The organism is Chloroflexus sp., from assembly GCF_056331925.1.
The window spans coordinates 22,065-46,171 of record NZ_JBWGQH010000032.1; the positions used below are offsets into that span (position 1 = coordinate 22,065).

Genomic DNA, 24,107 nt, shown 5'->3' on the forward strand with positions numbered 1-24,107 from the left:
TTGTCGCTATACCTGAGGAGTGGATTATGTTGATTACCGAATCAACCTCTGCGGTAACAGCGGCCGTGCGGAGGCCTGATCACGTGGTTCCGCTCTATGACACCTTTGGTTTTGCGCGTATTCCGGCCACGATTGAGGGTTGGTTTACCGGGGCAGCTTCGGCAGGTTTGCCACCAACGGCCCTTACCGGCTTGCCGTCGCAACCGCAGACCGTCATCTTACTGATGCTCGACTCGTTTGGGTGGCAGTTTTTTAGTCGGTTTGTTGACCAGGCTCCGTTTCTACGCCGGTTTAGTACCGATGGTCTGATCCTCCAATTGACCAGCGCTTTTCCCTCGACCACGGCTGTTCACGTGACGTTACTCCATACCGGCCTGGCCGCCGATCGGAGTGGGATTTATGAGTGGTATATCTTTGAACCCGATTTGCAAGCGGTTATCGGCTCGTTACTCTTCTCACCGGTGTTTGAACATACATCCGATATACTGGCGACTTACGGGGTCGATCCGCAGCAGATTTATCCGACCGAACGCTGGTATCGGCGTTTGCAAGACGCCGGTGTGACGAGTACCGTATTGTTGCCGATGGCGCTTACGCACTCTGTCTATACGCGCACGTTGTGCCAAGGCGCGTTAGTGACGCCCTTTCACACGATTGCCGATGCTGCGACCCGATTGCATGCGTTGTTCGCTCGCCAACAAGAGCCGGCATTCTACCATCTTTACCTTGATACGATTGATGCGGTGATGCATTTGCACGGACCAGATTCAGCAGCGGTCACCGCTGAAATTACCGCAACACTCGATCAGCTCGAACGGCATCTGATGCCGGTATTGCAGTCGGTGCCAAAACCTGCCCTTTTGTTGTTGACTGCCGATCACGGTCAGGTGTCGGTCGATCCACAACACGCCATTGTGCTTAATCGGTTGTGGCCAGACCTGACCCGCTACTTGCGCCGTGGCGGTGATCGCCAACCGCTGCCACCATCCGGTTCGCCGCGGGTGATGGTGCTCCACTTGCAACCGGAAACGGTGGCTGAGGTGCAAGTCCAATTGCAACTGCGTCTTGGTGAACAGGCGACGGTAGTGACGACTACCGAATTGGTGACGTCGGGCTATTTTGGTCCGCAACCGGGTGAACGGTTGCTTGCCCGTTTAGGTGAACTGACCGTCTTGCCTGCTCCCGGGAAGGCTTTGAGTTGGGAGCATCCACGTGCTCGTCCGTTTACACTTCGCGGATTGCATGGTGGTTTGACGCCGGCTGAAATGTTGACCGAGTTGGCGATTCTGCCCCTATAGGCGTCTCTTGCAGCGATATGTTAAGATAGCGAGGGATGCCTGCTTTGGGTGTTAGTGGCTCGCTTAAGGGGTTGGTCGTCTTGCAGCGATATGTTAAGATAGCGAGGGATGCCTGCATTGTAGCGGAGGCTTTTCTGTGTCAGAGACTGAACCGTCACCGAATCCTTTGCCGCCGACGCCACGCTTGAATCGCGACACCTTGCTTTTGCTGGGAGCATTGGCGTTGTTGGGGTTGGGAGTTGCGCTTACGTTTGTCTTTTCGCCTGGCATTAACGATGTAAGTACTCCCTCACCGGCGCCTTCAGTGATAGGTACGCGCCCGCCGACACAGGTTGGGGTATATCCCGGCATAGCAACGACCGTACCTGCCGGTGGCGCAGTCACGCCGAGTACTGCCTATCCGGTAGGTCAGCCGACTACCTTGGTGTCTAATCTTGCCCAAACGCAGACGAGTGTGGTGGTAGAAATTACCGCCCTCGCTGCGACGGTGCAGGCTGAAAGTGTGGTAACGGCCACGACGGTGCCAGCGTATCCGGTGCCGGAAGGTACGCCGCCGGTCTTGTCAACGATTCCGCCGACGGCTACGTTTACTCCTTCAGCTCCGCCACCGACGATTCGCCCCCCAACGGTACCACCACCGCCAACTCCAACCAGTTCCGATCTCGTGATCGATGACAGCCCGACCGTGCCACCGCCGCCGACGGCAACTCCAGTTCCGACTGCCACACCGGCTCCGACGCCAATCCCGGCGCTGGTATTGCGAGGCAGTACACGCTGGGCTGCCGGGCAGGGGCCGATCGTGCTGAACCGTGATGTTCAAATTCCTGCCGGCAGCGAACTGATCATCGAGCCGGGAGTCGAGGTGCGGCTTGCGCCGGGTGTGGCAATCTATGTTGATGGTGGACGGATGATTGCCCTCGGTCAACCCGACCAGCCGGTACGGTTTGTGGCCGCGACCGGTACGCGCTGGAGTGGTATTTTTGGTCGGACCGGTGGTTTTATCGCGCTTGAACATACCGACATTCGCGGTGGTGGTCTCGGCGGGGTTGTTTTGGTCGGTGAAGAGGGTGGTTTGGTTGTTCGCTTTAGCCGGATAACCGACAACGGCGGTGGCGTGCTTGTCGTCGACTCTCAGTTCGAGTTGAGTCACAGCGAGATTGCCGGTAACGATATACCGTTCGGTGCCGCCCTCGAGGTCTCGTACAGCCGCGGGAATAGTGTGAAACTGATCGGTAATCGGATTGCCGGTAACCGTCTCAGCACCGGTGCACCAATGGTGCGACTGGCTAATCAGAATGCCCGCGAGACGCTGAACTTGACAGTCGAGGGTAATCTTTTCCGAGGTGGTAGTGCAAATCTGCAATTAACGACGAATGGCATACTACAGGGTAGTGTCGTCTGTAATGCGCTGGTCGGCGATAATCTTGGGCTGAGTGTGCGTACCGAAACGTTGCAAGTTAAACCCGACGGTACGTTTCTCATGCCATTGCGGATCGAACAGAACCGAATCGAAGAGCACACACCGGTGATTCGTCCGACATATCTGACGTTTGGGATCGGACGCGGCGCAGCCAGTGAGATTGCGCTCGATATGCGCAATAACTGGTGGGGACATGCTTCTGGACCATATGAACCGGATAGTAATCCGCTGGGAAGCGGTGATGCAGTAGGAAGCAATATTACCTTTGCACCGTGGTTAACATCATCACCGTCGTGTGCACCGGTGCAATAGCATTCATAACCGGCGTAATTGCGGTGTTTGCCATTCGACGAGCAGCACAAGGAGCCAACCGATAACAGCACTGCCAGCTACTACGGTAGGTACACTCCCAACCAGTTCAGCGATACTGCCGGCCAGCATACCACCCAAGGGGCTAAGCCCCATCAAAAGCAGGGTAAAGACGCTCATAACCCGCCCGCGCAGTTCATCGGGTACAGTAAGTTGAATCAGTGTGTTGGTGAGCGCCATTGTGGTGACCCCGGCCCAGCCGCAGAGACTGATGAAGAGCAATGCGAGCGGTAGGCTACGAACTTGGGTAAACATCATAAGGAGAGGCGCATAAATGGTAGCTGCGATTGATAGCAACTTACCGCGCGGTGCATCATCGCGGAGTTGGGCGAGGATGAGTGCTGCGACCAGCGAACCACAACCGCTGGCTGCCGATAGCCATCCAAGACCTGTAGCTCCGATCTGAAGAATGTCACGGGCAAATATTGGCAAAAGCGGAATATGAACGAAACAGAAGAAACTAACGGCGCCGGCCCGTAATAATAGGGCGCGAACATGCGGTTCACCGGCAATATACGCCAATCCGGCGCGTAACATTCCACCCCGATGCGGTCCGCGGTGCAATTGCGTATCAAGACGCATCAAGAGAAGACTGGTGAGAACGGCTCCAAAGCTCAGCGTATTAAACAGGAATGTAGGTCCTTCACCAATCCAAGCTACCACCATACCGGCCAACGCCGGCCCGACGGTGCGTGCCCCATTGAAGATTGACGAATTGAGTGCGATGGCATTGAGCAGATCTTCGCGTCCCACCATCTCAACGGTGAAGGCCTGTCGAGCCGGTGCATCAAATGCATTGACGATCCCTAACAGGAGTGCCAAGATCATCACATGCCAAATTTGTACAACACCACTGAACGTTAGGAAGGCCAATATCGCCGCCAATACCATCGCCGTCGATTGAGTGACGAGTAAAATGCGGCGTTTTGGAAAGCGGTCGGCTACAGTGCCGGCGAACAGGGAGAACAACAATACCGGCAGCGAATTGGCCGCTGCCGTTGCACCGAGTAAGAAAGGTGAGTCGGAAAGTCGGAGGACTAGCCAGCCCTGTGCAACGCTCTGCATCCACGTCCCGGTTAGTGAGATCAGTTGCCCGATAAAGAAGAGACGATAATTTCGATGGCGTAAGGCCCGGAATATGGCTGCACGATGATGAGGTGAGCTGAGGGCAGGGCTACTTCTCATTGTATTGGTTGGTTATCCTGATCTTGATGCGTTTGCAGCGCATCGTACAAATGCTGCATGGCCTGGTGGAAGGCCGCTAATTCTTCAGGAGAGAGATAACTTAGCCGTTGTTCAACAAGTCGACGATGACGCGGGCGTAATTCATCGATCAATGCCTTACCGGCTGACGTCAGTTGCACGAGCGTCACCCGTCGGTCACGTGGATCAGTTGCCCGCCGCACCAAACCGCGCCGCTCGAGACGGTCGACCAAGCGGGTGAGATTTGAGTTGTCGGCTAACATTTCGTTGCAGATATAACTCAGCGGTACCCCCTCTTCGGTTGCGTAGAACAAAATCGCGTATTGCGGTGTTGACAGGTCATACGGACGAAACTCTTCACGGTTAAGCTCCTGAAAGCGACGGTGGAGCTTCAGGAAGAGACGGTACGCTTCGATTTGTGGAGAGTCGCAGGTACTGATTTCGGGCATAGTTTATTCCTAGATTTATCAACTATTTTAGCAGTAATTGTGGATTTAGCAAGTAGTACACGGTTGCGCCCGTCCTCAGTGTGATGAGGGCGGGCGCACGGATCCTTACCAGTAAAATGCGAACAGCCACACCATGAGGAGAAATGCGACCGCTCCGGTCAGCGTTACTGCGAATAAGACCGGCTTGACCTCGGGATCGCCACTCCACTCAGGTTGCATACAACTCACTCCTTTCCGGTGTTTAGGATCTCCATAATAGCACGTAGATGGATACATTGTACCGCGTTTTAGGGAGGTATGCTGCAACGTGAGGTTGCCAAGAGCGCCGTGTTGCTATGCAGCGTACAGTTACGATACTTGCATGGTTTCGATAACAACTATATAATGACCCGCACCACGCATTGTATTTGTACTCTGCAGCGCTGTGTTCACCGATGGTTATCTTTCTCGCCGGTTTGCAGGGCGTACCGCCACAACTTTACGAGGCGGCCAGTCTTGATGGGGCCAGCCGTTGGCAGCAGTTTCTCTTCATTACCGTGCCGATGCTCTCGCCGACGACGTTCTTTGTGCTGGTCACAACGCTGATCAACTGTTTGCAAATCTTTGACGTGCCAATTGCGCTCGGTCTTACCCGCTCGAATACGGTTGGACCGGCCGATTCAATGTTGACGATTGTTCCGTTGCTCTGGCGCGAGGCATTTATCGGTGGACGGATGGGCTACGCTTCAGCGTTGGCGTGGCTCCTGTTTGTGATTATTATGGTGTTGACGCTCATTCAGTTCCGGGTGTCACGGCGCTGGGTGCATTACGAGTAGCGAGGCAGTGCGATGGCGAATGTAATCTTACGGCGACCATGGGAGCGCGTGTTGGCGTATGCCGTGTTGAGTGTGACCGGCTTTGTCATGGTCTTTCCGTTTATCTATATGCTGCTTTCCTCGCTGAAGCCCTCGACCGAAGTGGTGCAGGTGCCGCCGACCCTGTGGCCGAGTGAGATCCGTTGGACGAATTATTTAGAAGTACTAAATATCGTCCCGCTTGGCACGCAGTTGATCAATACGGTGATCGTGACCGTCTTTGTGGTGTTGGGTTGGGTGATTACCTCTGTTCTGGCCGGTTATGCCTTCGCACGCCTCGAGTTCCCCGGTCGCGATTGGCTATTTGGCGCGTACTTAGCTACATTGATGGTACCGTTTGCCGTCTTGATTGTGCCGATGTATCGGCTGATGCTCGTGTTCGGCTGGGTTGATCGGCTGGAGGCGTTGATTATTCCATGGCTATTCACCGCCTACGGTACCTTCTTGTTGCGCCAGTTTTTTATGAGTATCCCGAAAGACCTTGAAGATGCCGCCCTGATCGATGGCGCTTCCCATTGGGGGATCCTCTTCCGTATCTTTCTACCGCTGGCTCGCCCGGCAATCGCGACACTGGCGACGTTTGCCTTTCTGTATGCGTGGAACAGTTTTCTCTGGCCGCTCATTATTATCAGTAGCCCGACGCGGAAGGTGGTAACGCAAGGGCTGGTGGATCTGCAAGCCCTCTACGCGGCGCGCGTTGATCTGATTATGGCCGGCTCGACATTGGCCGTATTACCGACCTTGATCGCCTTTCTCTTTGCCCAACGCTACTTTATCGAAGGCATTGCTACGTCCGGGTTGGCCGGACGCTGAACGGGAGAATCGTCTATGCCCGATCTCTTTAGCCGGCCACACCGGCGTCTCAACCTGCTTACCGGCGAGTGGGTATTGGTGTCGCCACATCGCACGCAGCGGCCATGGCTGGGTCAGGTTGAGCAATTGCCACCGATGGAGTTACCGACCTACGATCCAACCTGCTATCTGTGTCCGGGCAATACCCGTGCTAACGGAATCCGGAATCCGGCTTATACCACAACGTTTGTGTTTGAGAACGATTTTGCCGCGCTGCTTCCCGATGTTCCCTTTGAACGGGTGTGTGTCCGGGCCGGAGGTGATGCAAGCGGACCGATCTTGCTGCACGCTGAAGCTGAGCGTGGTATCTGCCGGGTGGTCTGCTTTTCACCACGTCACGATCTGACATTGGCCCAGATGACCCAAAACGAAGTGCAGCAGGTGGTTGAGGTATGGGTCGAGCAGTATAACGAGTTGGCGGCGATTGATTGGGTCCAGTCGGTACTGATCTTTGAAAATCGTGGTGCGATGATGGGGGCGTCAAACCCGCATCCGCACGGCCAGATTTGGGCGAACGAGCAGTTACCCAACGAGATGCGAAAAGAGTTGGCAACCCAAACTGCCTACTGGCAAGAACACGATCGCTGCCTCCTCTGCGATTATCTGGCGCTCGAGTTGTCGTTGGGTGAGCGGATCGTCTGCGCCAATGAGACATGGGTTGCGCTGACGCCATTTTGGGCAGTTTGGCCGTTTGAGACGTTGGTATTGCCACGCGCACATGTTGGTGCGATTGGTGATCTTGCCGATGAAGGACGGGCAGGTTTGGCCGCCATCTTGCGTGAATTGACGGCTCGCTACGATCGGCTCTTTAATGTTACGTTTCCCTATAGTATGGGCTTTCATCAACGTCCTACCGATGGCTTACCGCACGACGGTTGGCACGTTCATGCCCATTTTTACCCGCCGTTGCTGCGCTCGGCAACGGTGAGAAAGTTTATGGTCGGCTACGAGATGCTCGGTCAACCACAACGTGATTTAACCCCCGAACAAGCAGCCGCACGTTTGCGCGAGGTATGACCGGATGTCAGTGGGGTAGATAGAGGTAGAAGCGCGCAGTAGGTCTGCTTCTCACCCTCCATTGTTGTTCGTGGGTGATAACGCTCTTCTTTCGTCCACGATTTCCCAATTCAACCTTTTTTTTACCGTATTTGTCATCTCCTGCTCATCTACACTACTTCTCGTCAGGCGCACAACTTCCTACAATGCAGCGCAGAAGGTTTATCGCAAGCCGCGCAACTCCGTCAGTCGCAGCGAATCAACGTTGGGCAGCGGAGGATAGCGCACGACAATGCAGCGAGGAAGTCAATGATTGCGCCTACAATGACCACTTTCGATCCACCGACACCGTTACCTATATCAGTTGGAATTGAGGATGTAGCAGACAACATCGCTGCAATGGAAGTAGATGAGCTGGCACACCGATGTGTGATCGAGAGTGAGCGTTTCTATCGTGGTCAGCCGCACGACTCACGGTACAGCTTTGAACTCTTCCGGCGTGCCCTCGTCGAGCGTGATGAAACGGCGTGGAGCTATCTGTTTCAGCAGTACAGTGCCCTGGTCGAGGGCTGGATCCGCCGCAGTGGCGCATTTGCCAGTAGTGGTGAGAGCAGCGAATATTTTGTGGTGGGAGCATTTGCTAAGTTTTGGCGTGCCGTGACTCCCGAACGGTTTGCGTCGTTCCCGAATCTGGCCTCACTGTTGCAATATCTGCAACTGTGCGCGTCGAGTGTGGTGATCGATGCAGTACGTGCTCAATCATGGGCAGAAATGGTGACGGAAGACCGGATCGACATCCACCGTACACCACGCACGATGCCCGATGAAGAGGCGATGCGGCGGGTTGATCGACAAGAGTTTTGGCGCTTTATTGATAGTCAATTGCACAACGAGAGCGAGCGAGTGGTGGTCTACGGTTCGTTTGTGCTCGGCCTGACGCCGCGCGCTATCTTCGAACGCTACGCTTCCCTCTTCGAGAGCGTCTACGACGTGTACAACGTCAAACGCAACGTATTGAGCCGGCTGAGCCGCAATAGCCATCTGCGGGCATTGTTTGCGCAGGTGTGAACGCAAAGGCGCAGAGGGTTCAAACGCAAAGGCGCAGAGGGTTCAAACGCAAAGGCGCAGAGGGTTCAAGCGCAAAGGCGCAGAGGGCGCAAAGGCGCAGAAGGTTTAGGGTCATCGGTAGAGTTGCACGGCTGTGCGGCTCTACCGATGAAGCGCGATTGAGACGGTGACGCAAGGGCATGGGGCGCGAGTGCGACGGAGCGACACGGATCGAGCAGCGGTTTTGAACCATACAGAGCACCTACAGAGTCAATACCTAAAATCTTGTGTGAGCGGGAACGTGAAAAACGTTCCCGTTTGCGTTTCTTTCAACAGGAAACGCTTGCAGGTTCACCTGCTGAACTGGTTGCTCACGGAGGTGCGCCGGTATGGAGGAAGAACAATTGAGTGACGGCGCAACCCATCTTTCCGGTCTGGAGCTGATAGCTGCTGTTGATGGTGAAGCCGATGAAACGATCCTCGCCCATCTCAACGAATGCCCTCTTTGTCGTCAGCGCGTCGCGACCCTGCGGAATCTGCAACATGCGTTGCGCTATCGTTTGTATCGCGTTCTTTGCCCAAGCACCGATCTGTTAGTTGATTACTGTCAAGGATTACTCCCACCGGCGCAGCAAGCACGGATTGCGCACCATGTTGCTTCGTGTCCGTATTGTCGGTCAGAGGTTGATCTGTTGATGCAACGCGATCCATTGATTGACCGACTTTTGTTGGCGAGTCTGCTTCATGGACGAGTGATGCGGTATCGGCGGTAAGATCGATCTCGTGACCGGTACCCTCGGCGTACATCATCACGTTGCCTCCTAGTGATGGTATGTGCATCTACCTCATTTTGTATTCATCATCTGCTGATAAGCTCGTGATACAATACACCTGATTGCAACCACTGCTGACCTTGCATCGTCGCATACGTCGAAGCCTTCTCGCCAGATGGCGAGTGCCTTGAGACGAGGAGTGTGCTATGGCTGGAGAAGTTTCTCTGCGCGCCGTGTTAGCGCGTCCCTTTTTAGCAGCCACAACCACGCCACAAGTGGCCTACGTGCTGCTCGAGACGCAGCCGGCCTCGCAGATGATACAGGTGCGAATGCCGGTCAATGTCTGTTTTGTGCTTGACCGGAGCGGTTCGATGAAGGGTGAGAAGATCGAGCGATTGCGACAAGCAGTGGTGAAGGCGATTGAGCTGCTCGATCAGCAGGACTCTATTGCGATTGTGATTTTCGATCATCGTACCGAAGTATTGGTTCCGGCTCAGCCGGTGCGTAACCGCGCGATGATCCTCGATCTCGTTCACCGTATTCATGATGCCGGTGGGACGCGGATTGCACCTGCGGTCGAAAAAGGGTTGCAGGAGTTGCAGAAGATGCCACCGGGTGTACGCCGTCTCATATTACTTACCGACGGCCAAACCGAGCACGAAAAAGAGTGCCTCTTGCGGGCCGACGATGCCGGACGGCTGGGTGTGCCGATTACTGCCCTTGGGATCGGTAAAGATTGGAACGAAGATCTTTTGATCGAGATGGCGAATCGCTCGAAGGGCGTGGCCGACTACATCGCCCAACCGAGCGAAATCGTCAACTACTTCCAGCACACCGTCCAACGCGCCCAACAGACCGTCATTCAGAACAGTGTGCTTACCTTGCGGTTAGTGCAAGGCGTAACGCCGCGCGCCGTCTGGCAAGTGACACCGCTGATCGACAATCTCGGCTACCAACCGATCAGTGATCGGGCGGTGAGTGTGAAACTCGGTGAACTCGAAAGTTCGCAACTCCGGATACTCCTGATCGAACTGTTGATCGATCCCCGCCCGCTCGGCACCTACCGGATCGGGCAAGCCGAGTTGAGCTACGACGTGCCCGCATTGCAGTTGGTGGGAGAAAAAGCCAAGTTGGATATTATGCTGACCTTTACCAATGATCCAGCTCAGTTGCAGCAGCTTAATCCAACGGTGATGAACATCGTCGAGAAGGTGAGTGCATTTAAGCTACAGACGCGCGCCTTGCAAGATTTGGCTGCCGGCGATGTGAGTGGTGCAACCCAGAAGCTGAAGAGTGCGGTGACGCGCCTGCTCAATCAGGGAGAAGTGGAGTTAGCGGCGACGATGCAGCAAGAGATTGCCAACCTCGAACAGCATGGCCAAATGTCGAGCGAGGGCCAAAAGACGATTAAGTTTCAAGGGCGTAAGACGGTACGCTTGACCGACATCGAATTGCCGAAGGAGTGATCAGAATGCTCCTCCTAGCATCCCCCCGCTGGGGGGTAGAGCCGCACAGCCGTGCGGTTCTGCGAATTATCCCACAACCCTCTGCGTCCTCTGCGTCTTTGCGTTTACGTCCTCTACTACGTGTGCATCGGCATACCGTAGGCATTTCACATAAGGACACCACGTATGTACATTCTTGTCACCAACGACGATGGCTACCAAAGTCCGGGATTAGCGGCATTGCGCGCCGTGTTGAGCGAAATCGGCGAGGTGGCGGTGGTTGCCCCTGACCGCAACTGGAGCGCCGCCGGTCATTACCGCAAGCTGTTCGATCCGCTGCGGGCGTGGGAAGGGACGTTAAGTGATGGTTCGCCGGCATTGATCTGTGATGGGACACCGGCCGATTGTGTGGCGTTGGCCATCTTGGGTCTCCTCGACCGCAAACCTGATTTGGTGGTGTCGGGGATCAATCTAGGCGCGAACCTCGGCACCGATCTGCTCTATTCTGGTACGGTTGCCGCTGCGATGGAAGGGATTGTGTTTGGTGTGCCAGGGTTGGCGGTGTCGCAAATACGACCAAAGGATGGGCAGTGGGATTTTCGGGCGGCGCAAGTGGCAGTGCGTCGTCTGGTGATGCTCATTCGCGAACGGGGTTTGCCGCCGGAGTTGTTACTGAACCTGAATATCCCGGTGGTGACGCCCGAAACGCTTCGTGGGATCAAAGTTGGTCGGTTGGGGCGTCGTGTGTATCGCGATGAGCTGGTGGTACGCTACGATCCGCGTGGGCGGCCTTACTATTGGATCGACGGTGCCGAGCCAGAAGACCATTATGAAGAGGGGACCGATATTGCGGCGATTAGTGAAGGCTACGCGAGCCTCACACCGGTGCATATGGATTTGACCAGTCATCGTTGGCTGGAAGAGTTGCGTAAGTGGGAGTTGTAAGGGTCGTGTTGGTGATTTAAGATAACAGATTGACTTCCAACCATTGTGCTTCGTTACACGCCTGCAACCCCCAACCGAGGCGACCGGTTGGACGGACGATTGTGTATTGGTTGTCGATCCAAATGACGGTACTGAGGGGGCCGCGTGGTGACGGTGCCCGTAAGACGACAACTCCATCAACCAGGAGTTCGCTCAGAGTCGTTCCCCAACGAATCTCGTACTCGTGCCACCGGGTGAGGTCAACATTGACGACCGCTTCAGCGACACCGACTGCGCGTTGGATACGGGGCCAGAGACGGCGGTAGAGCGGTGGTACGTTCAGCAGAGGTACGATCAGGGGTGCCGCCGGTAACCAACCCAATGCTGCTGGTCGTCCGGTGTCGATGGTGGCTGCCTTCCAGCCATAACCGGGGATGCCAAGGGCAAGCGGCATATCGTGTGGTGGTGCGCCGAAGAAGAACCAGATTGCCTGTGGCATACGCGGGGGCCAGGCCCACGGGTAGCTCCAGAGGCCAAAACCGGCAGTACCGACTAAGTGGCCGACCGGATGTGACGCGCGGGCGACGAGGCGGATCGTCAATGGTGGCCGCAGTGCTCGCACAGCGTTAGGTCGGCGCCCTACATTATCGAGTTGCGCATTACGGTAGCGATTGGCGGGGCCGGGGGGACGGATCAGGCGAAACCCGCTGGCGAGCCGAACCACACCTGCCCCACCGCTACAGCGCGGGAGGAGCGGAAGCGATGCCATACCGTGTGATCGCGAATGTGATAACTGTTCTCATCTGATACGTGGATCTCCCGCTATCGAGAACGTGTGCACGTTCTCTGGCTAAGCCGCGTGACTCATATCAGCTCATCGCTCCACAGGCGTCACGTCACCGACTGTAGCAGGAATCCTTTATGTCACAGCACCGCCATTGCCGAATGGACTTGTCATAGGGCGGGCAGGTGTGCGGTTGCCGGCCGGTTGTGATTGAGTACTGCATTCACGGCACCGCTGTGGTGCGTGCCACAGTGTTGACACGTCTACGCGTGATCACAATGGACCACCCACTGACCGCACAGCGGCGATGATGTGGATGCCGGCACTCGGCACTTGATCGGCTGCATGCCAAAACGTTGGGCTTGGCACACCATCCGCGTGTGTACCCATCCCCACGTCGCTGATGGCCCAAACCAGCTTCCGGGTTGCCGGCATCCTTTGGACGTACCCGTCCTCGACACCTACCGTTTGGGTTTCATGGTAGAGCCGAGGTGTGATCGTATGCACGCGATCCACGCGAGAGTGGCAATGCTCGTAGGTAACCGTGCCAAGGCCGTAATAGTCTTCTTGCGATTGTTGATGCAGGCAGGCGCTGCCGTTCGTCTGGACCTCGGGACCAAGCCTACAGCTCTTTTAGTCTCGCAGCAGTGTATTGTTGGCGTCAGCCGGCCTTCACCACCCCAATTGTTATCGTACTATTGCCGAACTCATCGGTCGCAACGTGCGCACCGTCTGGCGGTGTGCCTACGGTCAACTCAACAGCGAGGGTCTCGGTTTTAATATACTGCTCGTATTGAGCCAGTGTCGTCGCCAAGAGTTCAGTTTCATCGGGACTGGACAGGAAGAGTCGGATGCGGTCACTGATTGCCAGTCCGGCACTCTTACGCGCATCTTGCACGTAGCGGACCAGATCGCGAGCGGCCCCTTCGAGACGTAGTTCTTCCGTCACGGTGGTATTCAATGCGACCAGCATACCATCGGCTTCGGCAACCGCGTACCCTGCGGGCGCACTGCTCTCGACTAGCACCTCTTCGGCGAGCAGCTCAATCGTTTGGCCGTCAACCGATAGGTGTACCGGCTGACCGGCTTCAACGGCCTGCGCTGCGGCTCGTGCGTCATCACCGGTGAGATCGCGTAATGCTGCGGTGAGCGCCGGCACCAATTTACCGAACTTCTTGCCGACGAGGCGCAAATTAGGCTTCAGCCGATACTCGACGACAGCGCTCTGCGCATCGAGGTAACGTACCGCTTTGACGTTCAACTCATCGCGCAATTCCGTCTCAAAACGGCGGACACCGTTGAGCAGTGTCGGTGTACTAGCCCGCAGCCACAGCTCACTGAGGGGCTGACGAACCTTGATATTAGCCTGTTTGCGCGCGGCTCGTCCGAGTGATACTGCTGTCAGTAATGCTTCGGTATCGGCCACCAGTTGGTCATCGAGCAGTGCTTGATCGACTTCTGGCCAACGAGCGAGATGAACACTTTCGGGAGCGGAAGCGTCCCGTTCGGCGACCAGATTGCGATACATCTCCTCGCTGACAAACGGGATAAACGGCGCTGCTAACTTAGCAACGGTGACCAGACAGGTATAGAGGGTCTGGTAGGCAGCTTCCTTATCTGCGTCGCCTTCGCTCTTCCAGAAGCGACGACGGTTGCGGCGCACATACCAGTTCGACAACTCATCAACGAAGTGCTCGATTGCGTTAGCTGCCGAGTAGACATCGTAATCCTCGAAGGCAGCGGTTGCTTTTTGGACAAGTTGATTAAGTGCGGCCAAAGCCCAGCGATCGATTGGCTGGAACTCAGCGGTACGTTCACTGTTAGGCTGCCATCGGTCGAGATTGGCATAGGTGACGAAGAACGCATACGTATTCCAGAGTGTAAGCAAGAACTTACGCATGCTCTCGCTCACGAGATCCATGCTAAAGCGACGGGCATTACCGGGAGGGGCAGCGGTAAACAGGTACCAGCGCAGGGCATCAACACCGTAAGCGTTGATTACTTCTTGGGGTTCGATCACATTGCCCCGGCTCTTGCTCATCTTTTGACCATCTTTATCGAGAATGTGGCCGAGACAGATCACATGTTTAAACGCCGGCCGGTCGAAAAGTAACGTGCTTACCGCATGCAGTGTATAGAACCAACCGCGGGTCTGGTCTACCGCCTCACAGATATAGTCGGCGGGATGGGCCATCTCGAACACATCACGATTCTCGAATGGATAATGCCATTGCGCGACCGGCATCGAACCACTATCGAACCAGCAGTCGGCCACATCGGGAATCCGACGCATCAACCCATGTTCGGGGTCTTCCCACACTACTTCGTCAATATAGGGCCGATGGAGGTCAATATCACGGAGCGAACGGCCTACCTTCGCTTCGAGTTCGGCAAGCGAGCCAATACAGACCATATGCGAGCCATCGGCGTTCGTCCAGATCGGAATAGGTGTTCCCCAATAGCGTTCGCGACTGATCGCCCAGTCAATGTTATTTTCAAGCCAATTGCCGAAGCGACCATCGCGGATGTGTTCGGGCACCCAATGGATTTGCTGATTGTTAGCGACGAGATCGTCTTTGAATGCAGTGGTGCGGATGTACCACGAACGCTTAGCGTAGTAAAGGAGTGGCGTACCGCAGCGCCAACAGAATGGATAGTAGTGACGCACCCGGCCACTCCGTAACAGGAGGCCACGGACCTTGAGATTGCGGATAATGTCGGGATCGGCCTCTTTGAAGAACTTACCGGCAAAACCAAGGTCGGCAAACTCCGGCAATACCCGACCGTCGAGACTAACCGAAAACAGGGTAGGTAAGCCGTGCTTGCGCCCGACGTCGAGGTCTCCGTAGGCCGGCGCGATATGCACGATACCGGTACCGTCCTCAAGGCTGACAATTTCGTCGGCGATCACGCGGTAGGCTGTCTCCCAATCGACGGTATCGCCGGTACCGGGCACACCGCGGAAGAGGGGTTCGTAGCGAAGACCGACCAGATCGTTACCGCGGAAATGGCGGATCACGGTAAAACTTTCGGCGGGTAAGACATGATTGACCAACGCTGCTGCCATCACCAACCGCTCGCCGTTGTGTTCAACTTCAACATACTCGGCATCGTGCTTCACAGCGAGAGCGACGTTGGCCGGTAATGTCCATGGTGTGGTTGTCCACGCCACCAGGAAGGCACCTTCGAGCGTACCATCAACTGCCGGTGGTGGTAATGTCGTGCCTTTCACGCGAAACTTAATATAGACGCTCGGATCATCGACATCATCGCGCGCGCCAAGGCTCACCTCGTGGTCACTGAGGCTGGTGCCACAGCGCGGGCAGTGCATGGTCACCTTATAGTCACGGAAGAGCAGGCCGCGATCCCACAACTGACGGAAGATCCACCACGTCGATTCGATATAGTCATTCTCGTAGGTGATATAAGCGTCTTCGCTCAGCCAGAACGCGATCCGTTTGGTAAACGCCTTCCACTCTTGGATATACTCCCAGACGCTCTCGCGGCAGAGGCGATTAAATTCAGCGATGCCAAACCGCTCGATGTCGGGCTTGCCGCTAAAACCGAGCTTCTTCTCGATCTCGATCTCAACCGGCAGACCGTGGGTATCCCATCCCTCACGGCGGCCAATAATGCGATAGCCCTGCATCGAGCGATAGCGCAAAATCACATCTTTGAAACTGCGCGAGATGGTATGGTGAAGACCAGGGCGACCGTTAGCCGTTGGCGGTCCCTCATAGAAGACAAACGGCTTTTCGCCGGCAGTCAGTGATTTGGCAACGATATTGTTGGCTTCCCACCATGCCAGTACTTCTTCTTCGAGTTGGGGGAACTTAACGTTTGGATCAACCGGTTTGAACATGCAACCTCCATACACGCCAAAACAAAATACCCCGTCCCACGTGGGGACGAGGCTGATCAACCCCGCGGTACCACCCCTCTTCGATGGTACGCCAACAACGTAGCCATCGCACTCGGTGAGCGTCTCGGGCAAAGGTGCGAAGAATGTATGGACATCAAATGCACGTATCGCACACAGTGCGTGTCGATCAACGCTCTGCCCTGGTAACGGTGGGCATTCCGGGCGCAGTTACTAGGCGTGACGATGATCACACGGTTCACCTGCCGGCTCAGGGGTGATATTCACTACCGCTGGCTCCACCCGGCTTCCACCATCCCGGGCTCGCTGGCGGGCAGACGGTAGCTACTCGTCCCCGTCATCGCCATTGAGTGACAGTATACGTCGAGAGTGATGCTGCGTCAAGTGTGGTGCGTACCGCGACGATGCGCTCGATCAGCACTTCACCCATTCCGGTCCAGGCATCATCTTCGTCATCGATAACGATGGCCGCTAATGCGAGTGGAGCGTCAGGTCGCTTGTTGCCGTTCCCGGCAATCAGTTTATCCTGAATCGGTCGACGGCTCACGGGAGTATTGATGGTTTGCCAGGCGGTTGGGCCGATAATGCCGGCAGTCAGTGCGAAGGTTTCACCTTCGCTGTCACGCAACCAAAGTCGGAGTCGGTTTCCGTTGCCGTCGCCGAAAAGCTGAACGGTGATGGCGGTCGTGTCGTTGGGCAGCGGGATGGGATCGCTCAGCTCAAAGGCCACGTAATCATTTGTCCGGGTGGTAAAGCGGTAGCTGATGCGGAAGACGCTACCGTCTTCGATCAATCGGAGTGAACCGTTGGGCTGGCTGGGACGTTGCCATTGCACAGGCTGGCTGCCGGTAAGGAGTGGAACGGTAGTAGTAGGTGGTTCTGGGCGACACGAGGCAAGTGTGTTGGCTAGTTTACGCATCGCTGTCGCTGCCGGTTTGGGTATGCTGAAATCGGCTCGTCCGCTCCCATACGCAAACAGCCCATACGGATTGTGTGGATCGTCTTTGAGCATATACCAAAAGACGACAGCCACGCCACCGTACCAAAGCGCACAGTAGGCACGGGCGAGGTACGCAGCTTGATAAGCAGCATTTGTCAAGCCGAGGGCATCGCGGTCGCCGGGGCCACTCGCCCACCCAACTTCGGTAGCCCAAATCGGTTTCATACCGTATCGGGCAGCCACGGCACGCACACCATCAGCAGCAGCGATAAGATTTCCCTCTTCTGGACTGAGTGGATCGACGTAGGGGTGAATAGCAATTACATCGAAGCCGTCCCAGCCGCCGTACTCGGCGATAGCGCGTAGAAAGGTCGTGTCAAAGGGATTGATACCACCAAGCACAATGGTGGCCGTTGGGTCGATGGTGCGGATCACACGCGCAGTCGCGATCAACAGACGAGTATACCGTTCGGGATCGGGTGCGGGTTGCCAAAACAAGGCCTGATCCGGTTCGTTCCAAATCTGCCAGTGCTTGATCAAATGGTGATAACGTTGGACGACAGCCCCAACGTAGGTAACAAATGCAGCTTCTTCAGGTGGGGCAAACGAAATCAGGTTGGGATGATCGGTCGGATCGGCGGTAGCCCAGCCAACGGATGGGCCGAACACACCCAGAATCTGTACATACTGACGGCTGAGCGCATGGAGAGCGGCATCGGTAAATACCCAATCCCAGACATCGGGTTGAGGTTGGATGCGATACCAATGCAGGTCTTCACGCACCCACTGCACTCCCAGGTCGGAGATAATCGCCGCCGGGATTTTCATCGTGGCAGCGTCGGGATAACGAGTTGCCAGATGACTGTTGATACCAATAGCCAGTGGCCCAGTTGGGCTGCGAATCGCGATTGGTTGGGTGATGAGCCGGTGTGGAGCAGGTGCATCGGCGACGAACATTACAGTAGTGGTGAGCAGTAATGTCAGATCGAGGAGTAATCTCATCTGTCGTGGTCGCATTCAAGAAGTGAGGATGCTAGCGTCATTGTATATACCTGATGTTCAACCCAGCCCTGCCCGATCTGCCGCCAACAGGTTACGTTCGGCAACGGCGCGAATCCGCATCGTTCGACCAAGCGGCGTGCAGCGATGTGTTGCGGTGCGATCAATGCTTCGAGGCGATGAAGTCCAAGTACTTGCCCGGCGTAATCAATAACGGAGGCTAACGCTTCGCTCATCAGCCCCTTCCGGCTTGACCGTTCCTCCATGCGACACTCGATCAGGGCAGTATGGTATACGAGACGATCAATGCAGTCGATCCAAATATCGCCGCAAATCCGTTCAAAAGGGTCGTCCTGTTGCACGAGGAAGAGGCGCACGTTGCGGCCGGTGGCGCGCATCGTTTCTTCCGCAGCCAATTGGCGTCGCTGCCCTTGTAAGGTAAAAAAATCGGCAGGTGGAATTGGCAACCAGTCTTCGCCAAACGTCCAGGCTCGATAAAAATAGCCGCGAACTGCCTCGTTATCGCACGGTGCCATCACGCGCAGCCAGAGGCGCGGCGTAGTGAGAATCGTCTTGTCCATCGATGTCACGACAGTGCTAGCAGTGGTTGAATCGGGTTTCACCATACTATTATTCGTCAATTTTTGGCGTAATCGCAATCATCGTTTGCCATTCTGCTACGACCGGAGCTAAATCACTCCCCGGCATGCTGATGAATGCCGGTGGCACAGTAAAGCTACCGGTTGCGGTGGTCTGTGCCGTGATGAGAATGCGATACACGCCACGGGCTAATCGTACACCGCCGAGCCGCACTTGCCGTCGTTCACGATCGATCGGTTGAACGGTAAGTTCAGTACCGGCGTCAACTGCGAGCGGAGTCAGACCGGCCGGGAGAGGTACGGCAACATCAAGCCGGAAGAGTGGCTGAGTGGTGAGCAGGATGAGTTCGATCTGCACCGGCCGATCAACGGTGAGCGAGTTGGTACTGGTGAGGTATTGCAGGCGAGCACGCACTTCGTTTGGCTGCGCAGGAGGTGCTGGACGACGCACCGTGATGAGTGCGGCTGTCTGAGCCGGTTCGATCCGCAGGGTGCCGCCGTTGAGCCGGAAACGTGCCACTTCACCTAGTGGCCGGTCGGTTGTCAACATATTGTTGTGGAAGACCTGCACCTCGCCATCGTCGGCCAATAATGTGGTGTTAAGGGCAAGGGCAACTCGTGCCACTTCATACGGCGTTGCCCAACCATCGATCTGCCAGTGCTGTATGAGAGCCGTGCGCCATTGGGTAAGACGTGGATCGGAGGGACGATCTTGCGCTAATGCCTGAATGACGCTCGCACTGACGGCGAGAGTGCTCGGTGGTAATCCTTCGGCGCCGGACCACAGCAAATGACTGTTCACAGTAACTTGTAAGGGATTGAGCAGTGTACCACGCTCGTTTGGCAATTGCAGGGCGGTAAACGCACGTCCGGCCGGTCCGGCACCGGTGGGGAGGGCCGGCGCCGGGTTAGCACCGTGGAGCGACATGACATAATTAATATAAGCCTGAGCATCGGCCGGTTGCATCAACCGTGTACGGCGTAGATAGCTTAGAGCCGGTTCGCTCAATTCACGATGCTCGTCAGACGGTGAAGGAAGTCGGCCTATTGCTTCGAGCACAAAGGCGGTCACGAAGGGATCGGAGGCCGTATTGGGCCACCAGCCCCATCCGCCATCGGGGTTACGAAGGCTGCGCAGTTGTGGTAACACGTTCTCGATAGCTGTTCGCCACCGGTCGGCTTCGGCAGTTGTGGTAGCGGTACGTTCGAGTTCACGACCGATCACAATGGCAGCGGCCAGCGTTTCCGCGGTTGGGGGCGTAGTTTGCAACAACCGTTGGGCTTGGTCGGCCAAAGCGGCACGGACACTTGCTGCAATGACGACTTCGTTGTCACCATCGGGAAGGGTGATGGTGATTGGGTCGGCGGCGAGGTATGTCTGGCCGGTAGTATACAGTGGAGGGTCACGCCATACCGGTATGGAGTATTCAATTGGTGGCAAGCTGATCGTATCGAACACTTCATAGCGCAAACTTACGAGCTTGGCATCGGGTTGTGGTTGTAAGCGCCAGGCGATTGGGACGGTTGTGCCGGCTGGTACGGTGGTGGTCTGTTCAAGCGGATCGAGGAGGATACCATCATTGAGCCAAAGCCGACTGCGCACCGTGCGGTCTTGTCCACCGAGATTGCGCAGGATGAGGGTTGCCGTCACCGTGTCGGCTGGGCGTAGGGCCGGGAGAGGAATGGCAATCGCTTCAAGGAGTTGGTTGGTATCGAGCATAGCACTGGCGATGGTAGCGATACCGTTTGGATAAACCGCAATCACGCTGAGTCGCCAGCGGCCGAGTTGATTTGGCAGGGTCACACTGATCGTGTGTTGGTTTTGGTTGGATTGAATACTCGCCGGCAGGATAATCCCGTCAAAATCGGTCTGTTGCTTTGGTGCGCGGGTTAAAGATGCGAGAGGTTGATTCCAGTGCGTCAGGTCAACTGGCGGCGAATGGAGCGACGTGAGCACAACCAGCAGGGTGTCGGTTGCTGCCGTTGCCGTGAACGTGACCGTTGTGCCAGGTAAGACATCGGACTGGCTGATGTTCAGTTCTGGTGGCGGTGGAGGATCGATGGAGATCGTGGTAGATGTCATCCAATGCCGTACTCCATCATCAATCAGGGCGGTGAGTAGGGTCATTGGCGCCAGATCAGTGCTTATCGGTAGATCGAGCACCGTACCAGACTGCGCAGTAGTGATGAGGGTTTGGGCATGAGCGCCTTGACCGATAATGAGGAGGAGCGTTCGACTGCCGGCCGGTCCGGTGATCAAGACACGAGCCGTTTCGCCCACTGTATAGGACGAGCGATCGGGGATGATTTGCGGTTCGGCAGTAGATAGACCGAATCCGGCGACCCACAAGGGCCGACGGCTGAGAGCCATGCCTGCGCGGGCGGTGAGTTCGTAGCGGCCCGGTGCGAGTGGTACGAGATCGGCGCTTGCCTGACCATCATTGTTGGTACGAACACGACGCACGATCAGCGGCGGTTCGGTTGGGTTACGGCGCACTTCAAGTTCAACCAACGTATTCTCAATCGCTGCACCATCGGCTGTGTGCAACCACATCGTGATGGTGGCCCGTTCGTTGCGCTCAATGATCGCCGGAGCGTCGATCACCAACCGCGAACTACGAGGTGTAATTACCCCCTCTGTTTCACGTGAGAGCTGTTCGCCATCGGGGAGAAGGACGGTGAGAGCGAGTTGATAGCGTAGTGGGCGTAGCAGGTTTTCATCGGCCGGCAGATTGATCATCGCCCGACCGCTGGCGTCGGTGGTGGCACCGGCTTGGTTTTCGCTCACCCCACCGATCACCACGCCGTTGACTCCGTCAAGTTCGGCGACCGCGAGGGTTTCGAGGCGGAGTGTCCAACTGATGGTTGCACCGCTCACCGGTAGTCCAGCACGGGTCACATCAACCGCCAGACCGGCCGGGCGTGCGGGCGTGATTTGAACGGCCGTAACGGTAGACGGTTCCCTAACTCGAATTGGCAAACGGTAGACGCTATCGCCGATAACGACGGTTGCTGTATAGAGGCCGGGTGGAGTACGGGCATTCAATTGTAGACTGCCGTTAACAATACCGGTATCACTCACCGTACAGGCCACTGCGGGTGGTTGGTCGATCAGGTTTGGGCCGTCGAGTTGAACGGTACAATTGCCGCTCGTTGGCATCCCCAGCCGACCATCAGGTTGTTGAGCACGAACCAAGCCGTTGATTCGCACGACGCCACCCGGACGATAGCTCAACCGATCAGGGGCAAGCAGGGCTTGTATTCGTGGTTGTGTCGTTCTTAGTTCGGTACGGGCTAGCGCCAAGCCATTGCCTTCGGCCAAAGCAATTATCGGGAGTGGCAAACTACTATTCCCGGTTGACAGACCAGTCAACGGTACCCGCCACAGCCCCTGATCGTCACTTGTACCGCGCGCCAGTACTGTCTCTCCGATATAAACCGTCAACGGAATATTGCCGGCAGGTGTCCCGGTTCCACCGGTTGTCACCCAAAGTAGCAGTTCATCATTGTTCACCAACAGCGACAAATTCAGCGATGAGATGAGCAATAATCGGTCAGCCCGCAAACCGGCACTACCGGTCATCCGTAGATAGTATGCTCCCGGCGGCAAGGGATCACCGGCACTGTTGGTCGTGATCGGGAGCAAACTACGCACAAGGGTATCGGCCGGATCGTTCAGTAGCTCACGCCATGCACGCACGAGCGGTTGCCCATACCGTTCGGGAACGAAGCTAGCCCATTCGGTCGGTCGGAGTGAGAGCGCTCGGATCAGGGTTGACGGATCGAGTTGGTACAATTGGCTGTCGATCACCGATAGATTCATTCGCTCGATAGTTACTACCGGTTGCACATTGGCGAGAAACGAGAGAATGGTCTCGCCGATGACCTGTAACTGCGGTGGTGCACTGGCGGTACGAATGGTGAGCGACACATCACGGGCAAGTGGCACCCCACTGCGATCACGTGTACCGGCAGCAATGGTGATGGTATACGTCGTTGCTGCCTGTACGAGCGGTTGCAAGGTGATTCGATTCTCGTCCACTTCCAGTTCGAGGCTTGCCACCGGCGGATCAACGTGCAAACCGGCACGTATCTCAGCTTCGTCCATTGGGGTACTGAAGATCAAGCGAATCGCTTGACCTGGAGCGAGCGTCTGGCCTTGCCCCGGAAATGATGCGATAAGGAGCGGTTCAGTTTCGACGGTGAAGCTCCATGCAGCTACCGGTTCGCCACTTGGGTCGGGTTGGAGGCGGATCTGATAGGTTTGGCCGGGTGACCAACCGTTATAGGGGGTAAAGATAGTGATATAGCGATTGCCATCGATGAAACTGCTAAAATTGCCGCTGACAGCCGGAGTAATAGTTAACGCTGAGCTGAGCAGACGAGTATCAATTGGGACATCAAACACCAAGGTCAGAGGCTGTTGCGGATTTACCCATTGCTCGTTGGGCAATGGTGTATGTTCGAGTAGAATTGGCCATGGCGTTGTGAATTGCCATTGGAACGGTTGACCAAGTTCAATCCCACGTGCATCACGGAGATTCGCATCGAGGGTGAGAGTGTAGGTGGTGATGGCCGTAAAGGCAGTTATCGGCTGCAACAACAACGTTTGCCGATCAAGCCATTCGCCATTCAGTTGTAGCGGTGGTGATATTCGGATCTGTTCCAGCGATGCAGGTTGACCGATTGCGTCTGGTTCAACCATTGGCTGGCTAAAGATAAGCGCAATTGGGGCTGTACGCGACTGCGGGGCCAATGCCGCGGTAACGGTAGGTTGGGCAGCAGTGGTAAACTCAACGTCAAGTGACCGAGCCAAGGGCCGCCACCATTGGCTCTGCGCGTTGGTCATCACCTGTACACGGTACGTTGTAGCCGGTTGCAGCGGTTGATCCGGGATCAAGCGCACACTACGTCGGTCTTCCGACCATTCCAGCTTGCCGGCGATTGGCGGATCGATGCGTAACGCCCGCACAACCGTAAACGGGTTCATCGGCGTGCTAAAGACGAGCGTGATGGTACTACGCGGCGGTACAACTTGACTTTGCGGTAAGGGATCACGCAATTGCGCAGTTGGCGTTTCAGCCCACGGTAATACCGGCACTAACCAGCGAATGGCCAGCCCCCCAAGTAAGCTTATCACTACGCCGAACAGCATGATTGTCCAAAGACGGGCCAGAACGCCCAGCCAGTGCTGTATACGTGTGATCATGCCTCTTGTTGATGATAGTGGATGACGCAAAGCGAACGAGTGTCTTCCATCAGATTGTACGGTGCG

The 24,107-nt window shown here is 56.1% G+C and carries 16 protein-coding genes; 9 read left to right on the plus strand and 7 right to left on the minus strand.

The window, feature by feature from the left end; translation table 11 throughout:
• The first annotated feature begins 26 nt into the window (after window positions 1–26).
• Window positions 27–1,298: an alkaline phosphatase family protein gene (locus tag AC01ZF_RS15235; RefSeq protein ID WP_424675439.1), complete on the plus strand. Its 1,272-nt coding sequence runs from the start codon at window positions 27–29 to the stop codon at window positions 1,296–1,298.
• Window positions 1,299–1,434: 136 nt separating this feature from the next.
• Window positions 1,435–3,030 carry a hypothetical protein gene (locus AC01ZF_RS15240; RefSeq protein WP_476575475.1) on the plus strand — a complete coding sequence of 532 codons (1,596 nt, stop codon included), beginning with the start codon at window positions 1,435–1,437 and terminating at the stop codon, window positions 3,028–3,030.
• A gap of 3 nt (window positions 3,031–3,033) precedes the next feature.
• On the opposite strand, the gene AC01ZF_RS15245 is transcribed toward AC01ZF_RS15240, so the two are convergent.
• Both AC01ZF_RS15245 and AC01ZF_RS15250 read right to left on the minus strand, forming a co-directional pair.
• Window positions 3,034–4,272 carry an MFS transporter gene (locus AC01ZF_RS15245; RefSeq protein ID WP_428112641.1) on the minus strand — a complete coding sequence of 413 codons (1,239 nt, stop codon included), beginning with the start codon at window positions 4,270–4,272 and terminating at the stop codon, window positions 3,034–3,036.
• Entirely contained in the window at window positions 4,269–4,739 is a 471-nt protein-coding gene (locus tag AC01ZF_RS15250; protein ID WP_424675436.1) for a MarR family winged helix-turn-helix transcriptional regulator, read from the minus strand. The genes AC01ZF_RS15245 and AC01ZF_RS15250 overlap by 4 nt, the downstream gene beginning before the upstream one ends.
• Before the next feature lie 434 nt (window positions 4,740–5,173).
• Here AC01ZF_RS15250 and AC01ZF_RS15255 point away from each other — a divergent pair, with 434 nt between their 5' ends.
• The 7 genes from AC01ZF_RS15255 (at window position 5,174) to surE (ending at window position 11,651) form a co-directional block, all read left to right on the plus strand.
• Window positions 5,174–5,554, plus strand: coding sequence for a carbohydrate ABC transporter permease (locus AC01ZF_RS15255; RefSeq protein ID WP_428112639.1), 381 nt, complete (start codon window positions 5,174–5,176; stop codon window positions 5,552–5,554).
• Between the two features lie 12 nt (window positions 5,555–5,566).
• On the plus strand, window positions 5,567–6,406 hold the full coding sequence (locus AC01ZF_RS15260; RefSeq protein ID WP_424677574.1) for a carbohydrate ABC transporter permease: 840 nt from the start codon (window positions 5,567–5,569) through the stop codon (window positions 6,404–6,406).
• Between the two features lie 15 nt (window positions 6,407–6,421).
• Window positions 6,422–7,462 carry a UDP-glucose--hexose-1-phosphate uridylyltransferase gene (locus AC01ZF_RS15265; RefSeq protein WP_424677575.1) on the plus strand — a complete coding sequence of 347 codons (1,041 nt, stop codon included), beginning with the start codon at window positions 6,422–6,424 and terminating at the stop codon, window positions 7,460–7,462.
• Between the two features lie 288 nt (window positions 7,463–7,750).
• On the plus strand, window positions 7,751–8,509 hold the full coding sequence (locus AC01ZF_RS15270; protein ID WP_428112638.1) for an RNA polymerase sigma factor: 759 nt from the start codon (window positions 7,751–7,753) through the stop codon (window positions 8,507–8,509).
• A gap of 368 nt (window positions 8,510–8,877) precedes the next feature.
• Entirely contained in the window at window positions 8,878–9,261 is a 384-nt protein-coding gene (locus tag AC01ZF_RS15275; protein ID WP_424677480.1) for a zf-HC2 domain-containing protein, read from the plus strand.
• Window positions 9,262–9,467: 206 nt separating this feature from the next.
• Window positions 9,468–10,727 (plus strand): vWA domain-containing protein, encoded by a 1,260-nt coding sequence (locus tag AC01ZF_RS15280; RefSeq protein ID WP_424677481.1) that lies wholly within the window; start codon window positions 9,468–9,470, stop codon window positions 10,725–10,727.
• A gap of 165 nt (window positions 10,728–10,892) precedes the next feature.
• Entirely contained in the window at window positions 10,893–11,651 is a 759-nt protein-coding gene (gene surE / locus AC01ZF_RS15285) for a 5'/3'-nucleotidase SurE (RefSeq protein ID WP_424677482.1), read from the plus strand.
• A gap of 16 nt (window positions 11,652–11,667) precedes the next feature.
• Here surE and AC01ZF_RS15290 read toward each other — a convergent pair whose 3' ends face one another.
• The 5 genes from AC01ZF_RS15290 to AC01ZF_RS15310 all read right to left on the minus strand — a co-directional run bounded on the left by AC01ZF_RS15290 (window position 11,668) and on the right by AC01ZF_RS15310 (window position 24,041).
• Window positions 11,668–12,399, minus strand: coding sequence for a hypothetical protein (locus AC01ZF_RS15290; RefSeq protein WP_424677483.1), 732 nt, complete (start codon window positions 12,397–12,399; stop codon window positions 11,668–11,670).
• Between the two features lie 676 nt (window positions 12,400–13,075).
• Window positions 13,076–16,276 carry an isoleucine--tRNA ligase gene (gene ileS, locus AC01ZF_RS15295; protein ID WP_424677484.1) on the minus strand — a complete coding sequence of 1,067 codons (3,201 nt, stop codon included), beginning with the start codon at window positions 16,274–16,276 and terminating at the stop codon, window positions 13,076–13,078.
• 355 nt (window positions 16,277–16,631) lie between these two features.
• A complete protein-coding gene (locus tag AC01ZF_RS15300) occupies window positions 16,632–18,236 on the minus strand; it encodes a glycoside hydrolase 5 family protein (protein WP_476575476.1) in 1,605 nt (534 codons plus the stop codon).
• Complete coding sequence (locus tag AC01ZF_RS15305) at window positions 18,233–18,859, minus strand: GNAT family N-acetyltransferase (RefSeq protein WP_424677093.1); 627 nt, start codon at window positions 18,857–18,859, stop codon at window positions 18,233–18,235. The genes AC01ZF_RS15300 and AC01ZF_RS15305 overlap by 4 nt, the downstream gene beginning before the upstream one ends.
• Before the next feature lie 4 nt (window positions 18,860–18,863).
• A complete protein-coding gene (locus tag AC01ZF_RS15310; protein ID WP_476575477.1) occupies window positions 18,864–24,041 on the minus strand; it encodes an Ig-like domain-containing alpha-2-macroglobulin family protein in 5,178 nt (1,725 codons plus the stop codon).
• Window positions 24,042–24,107: the final 66 nt, after the last annotated feature.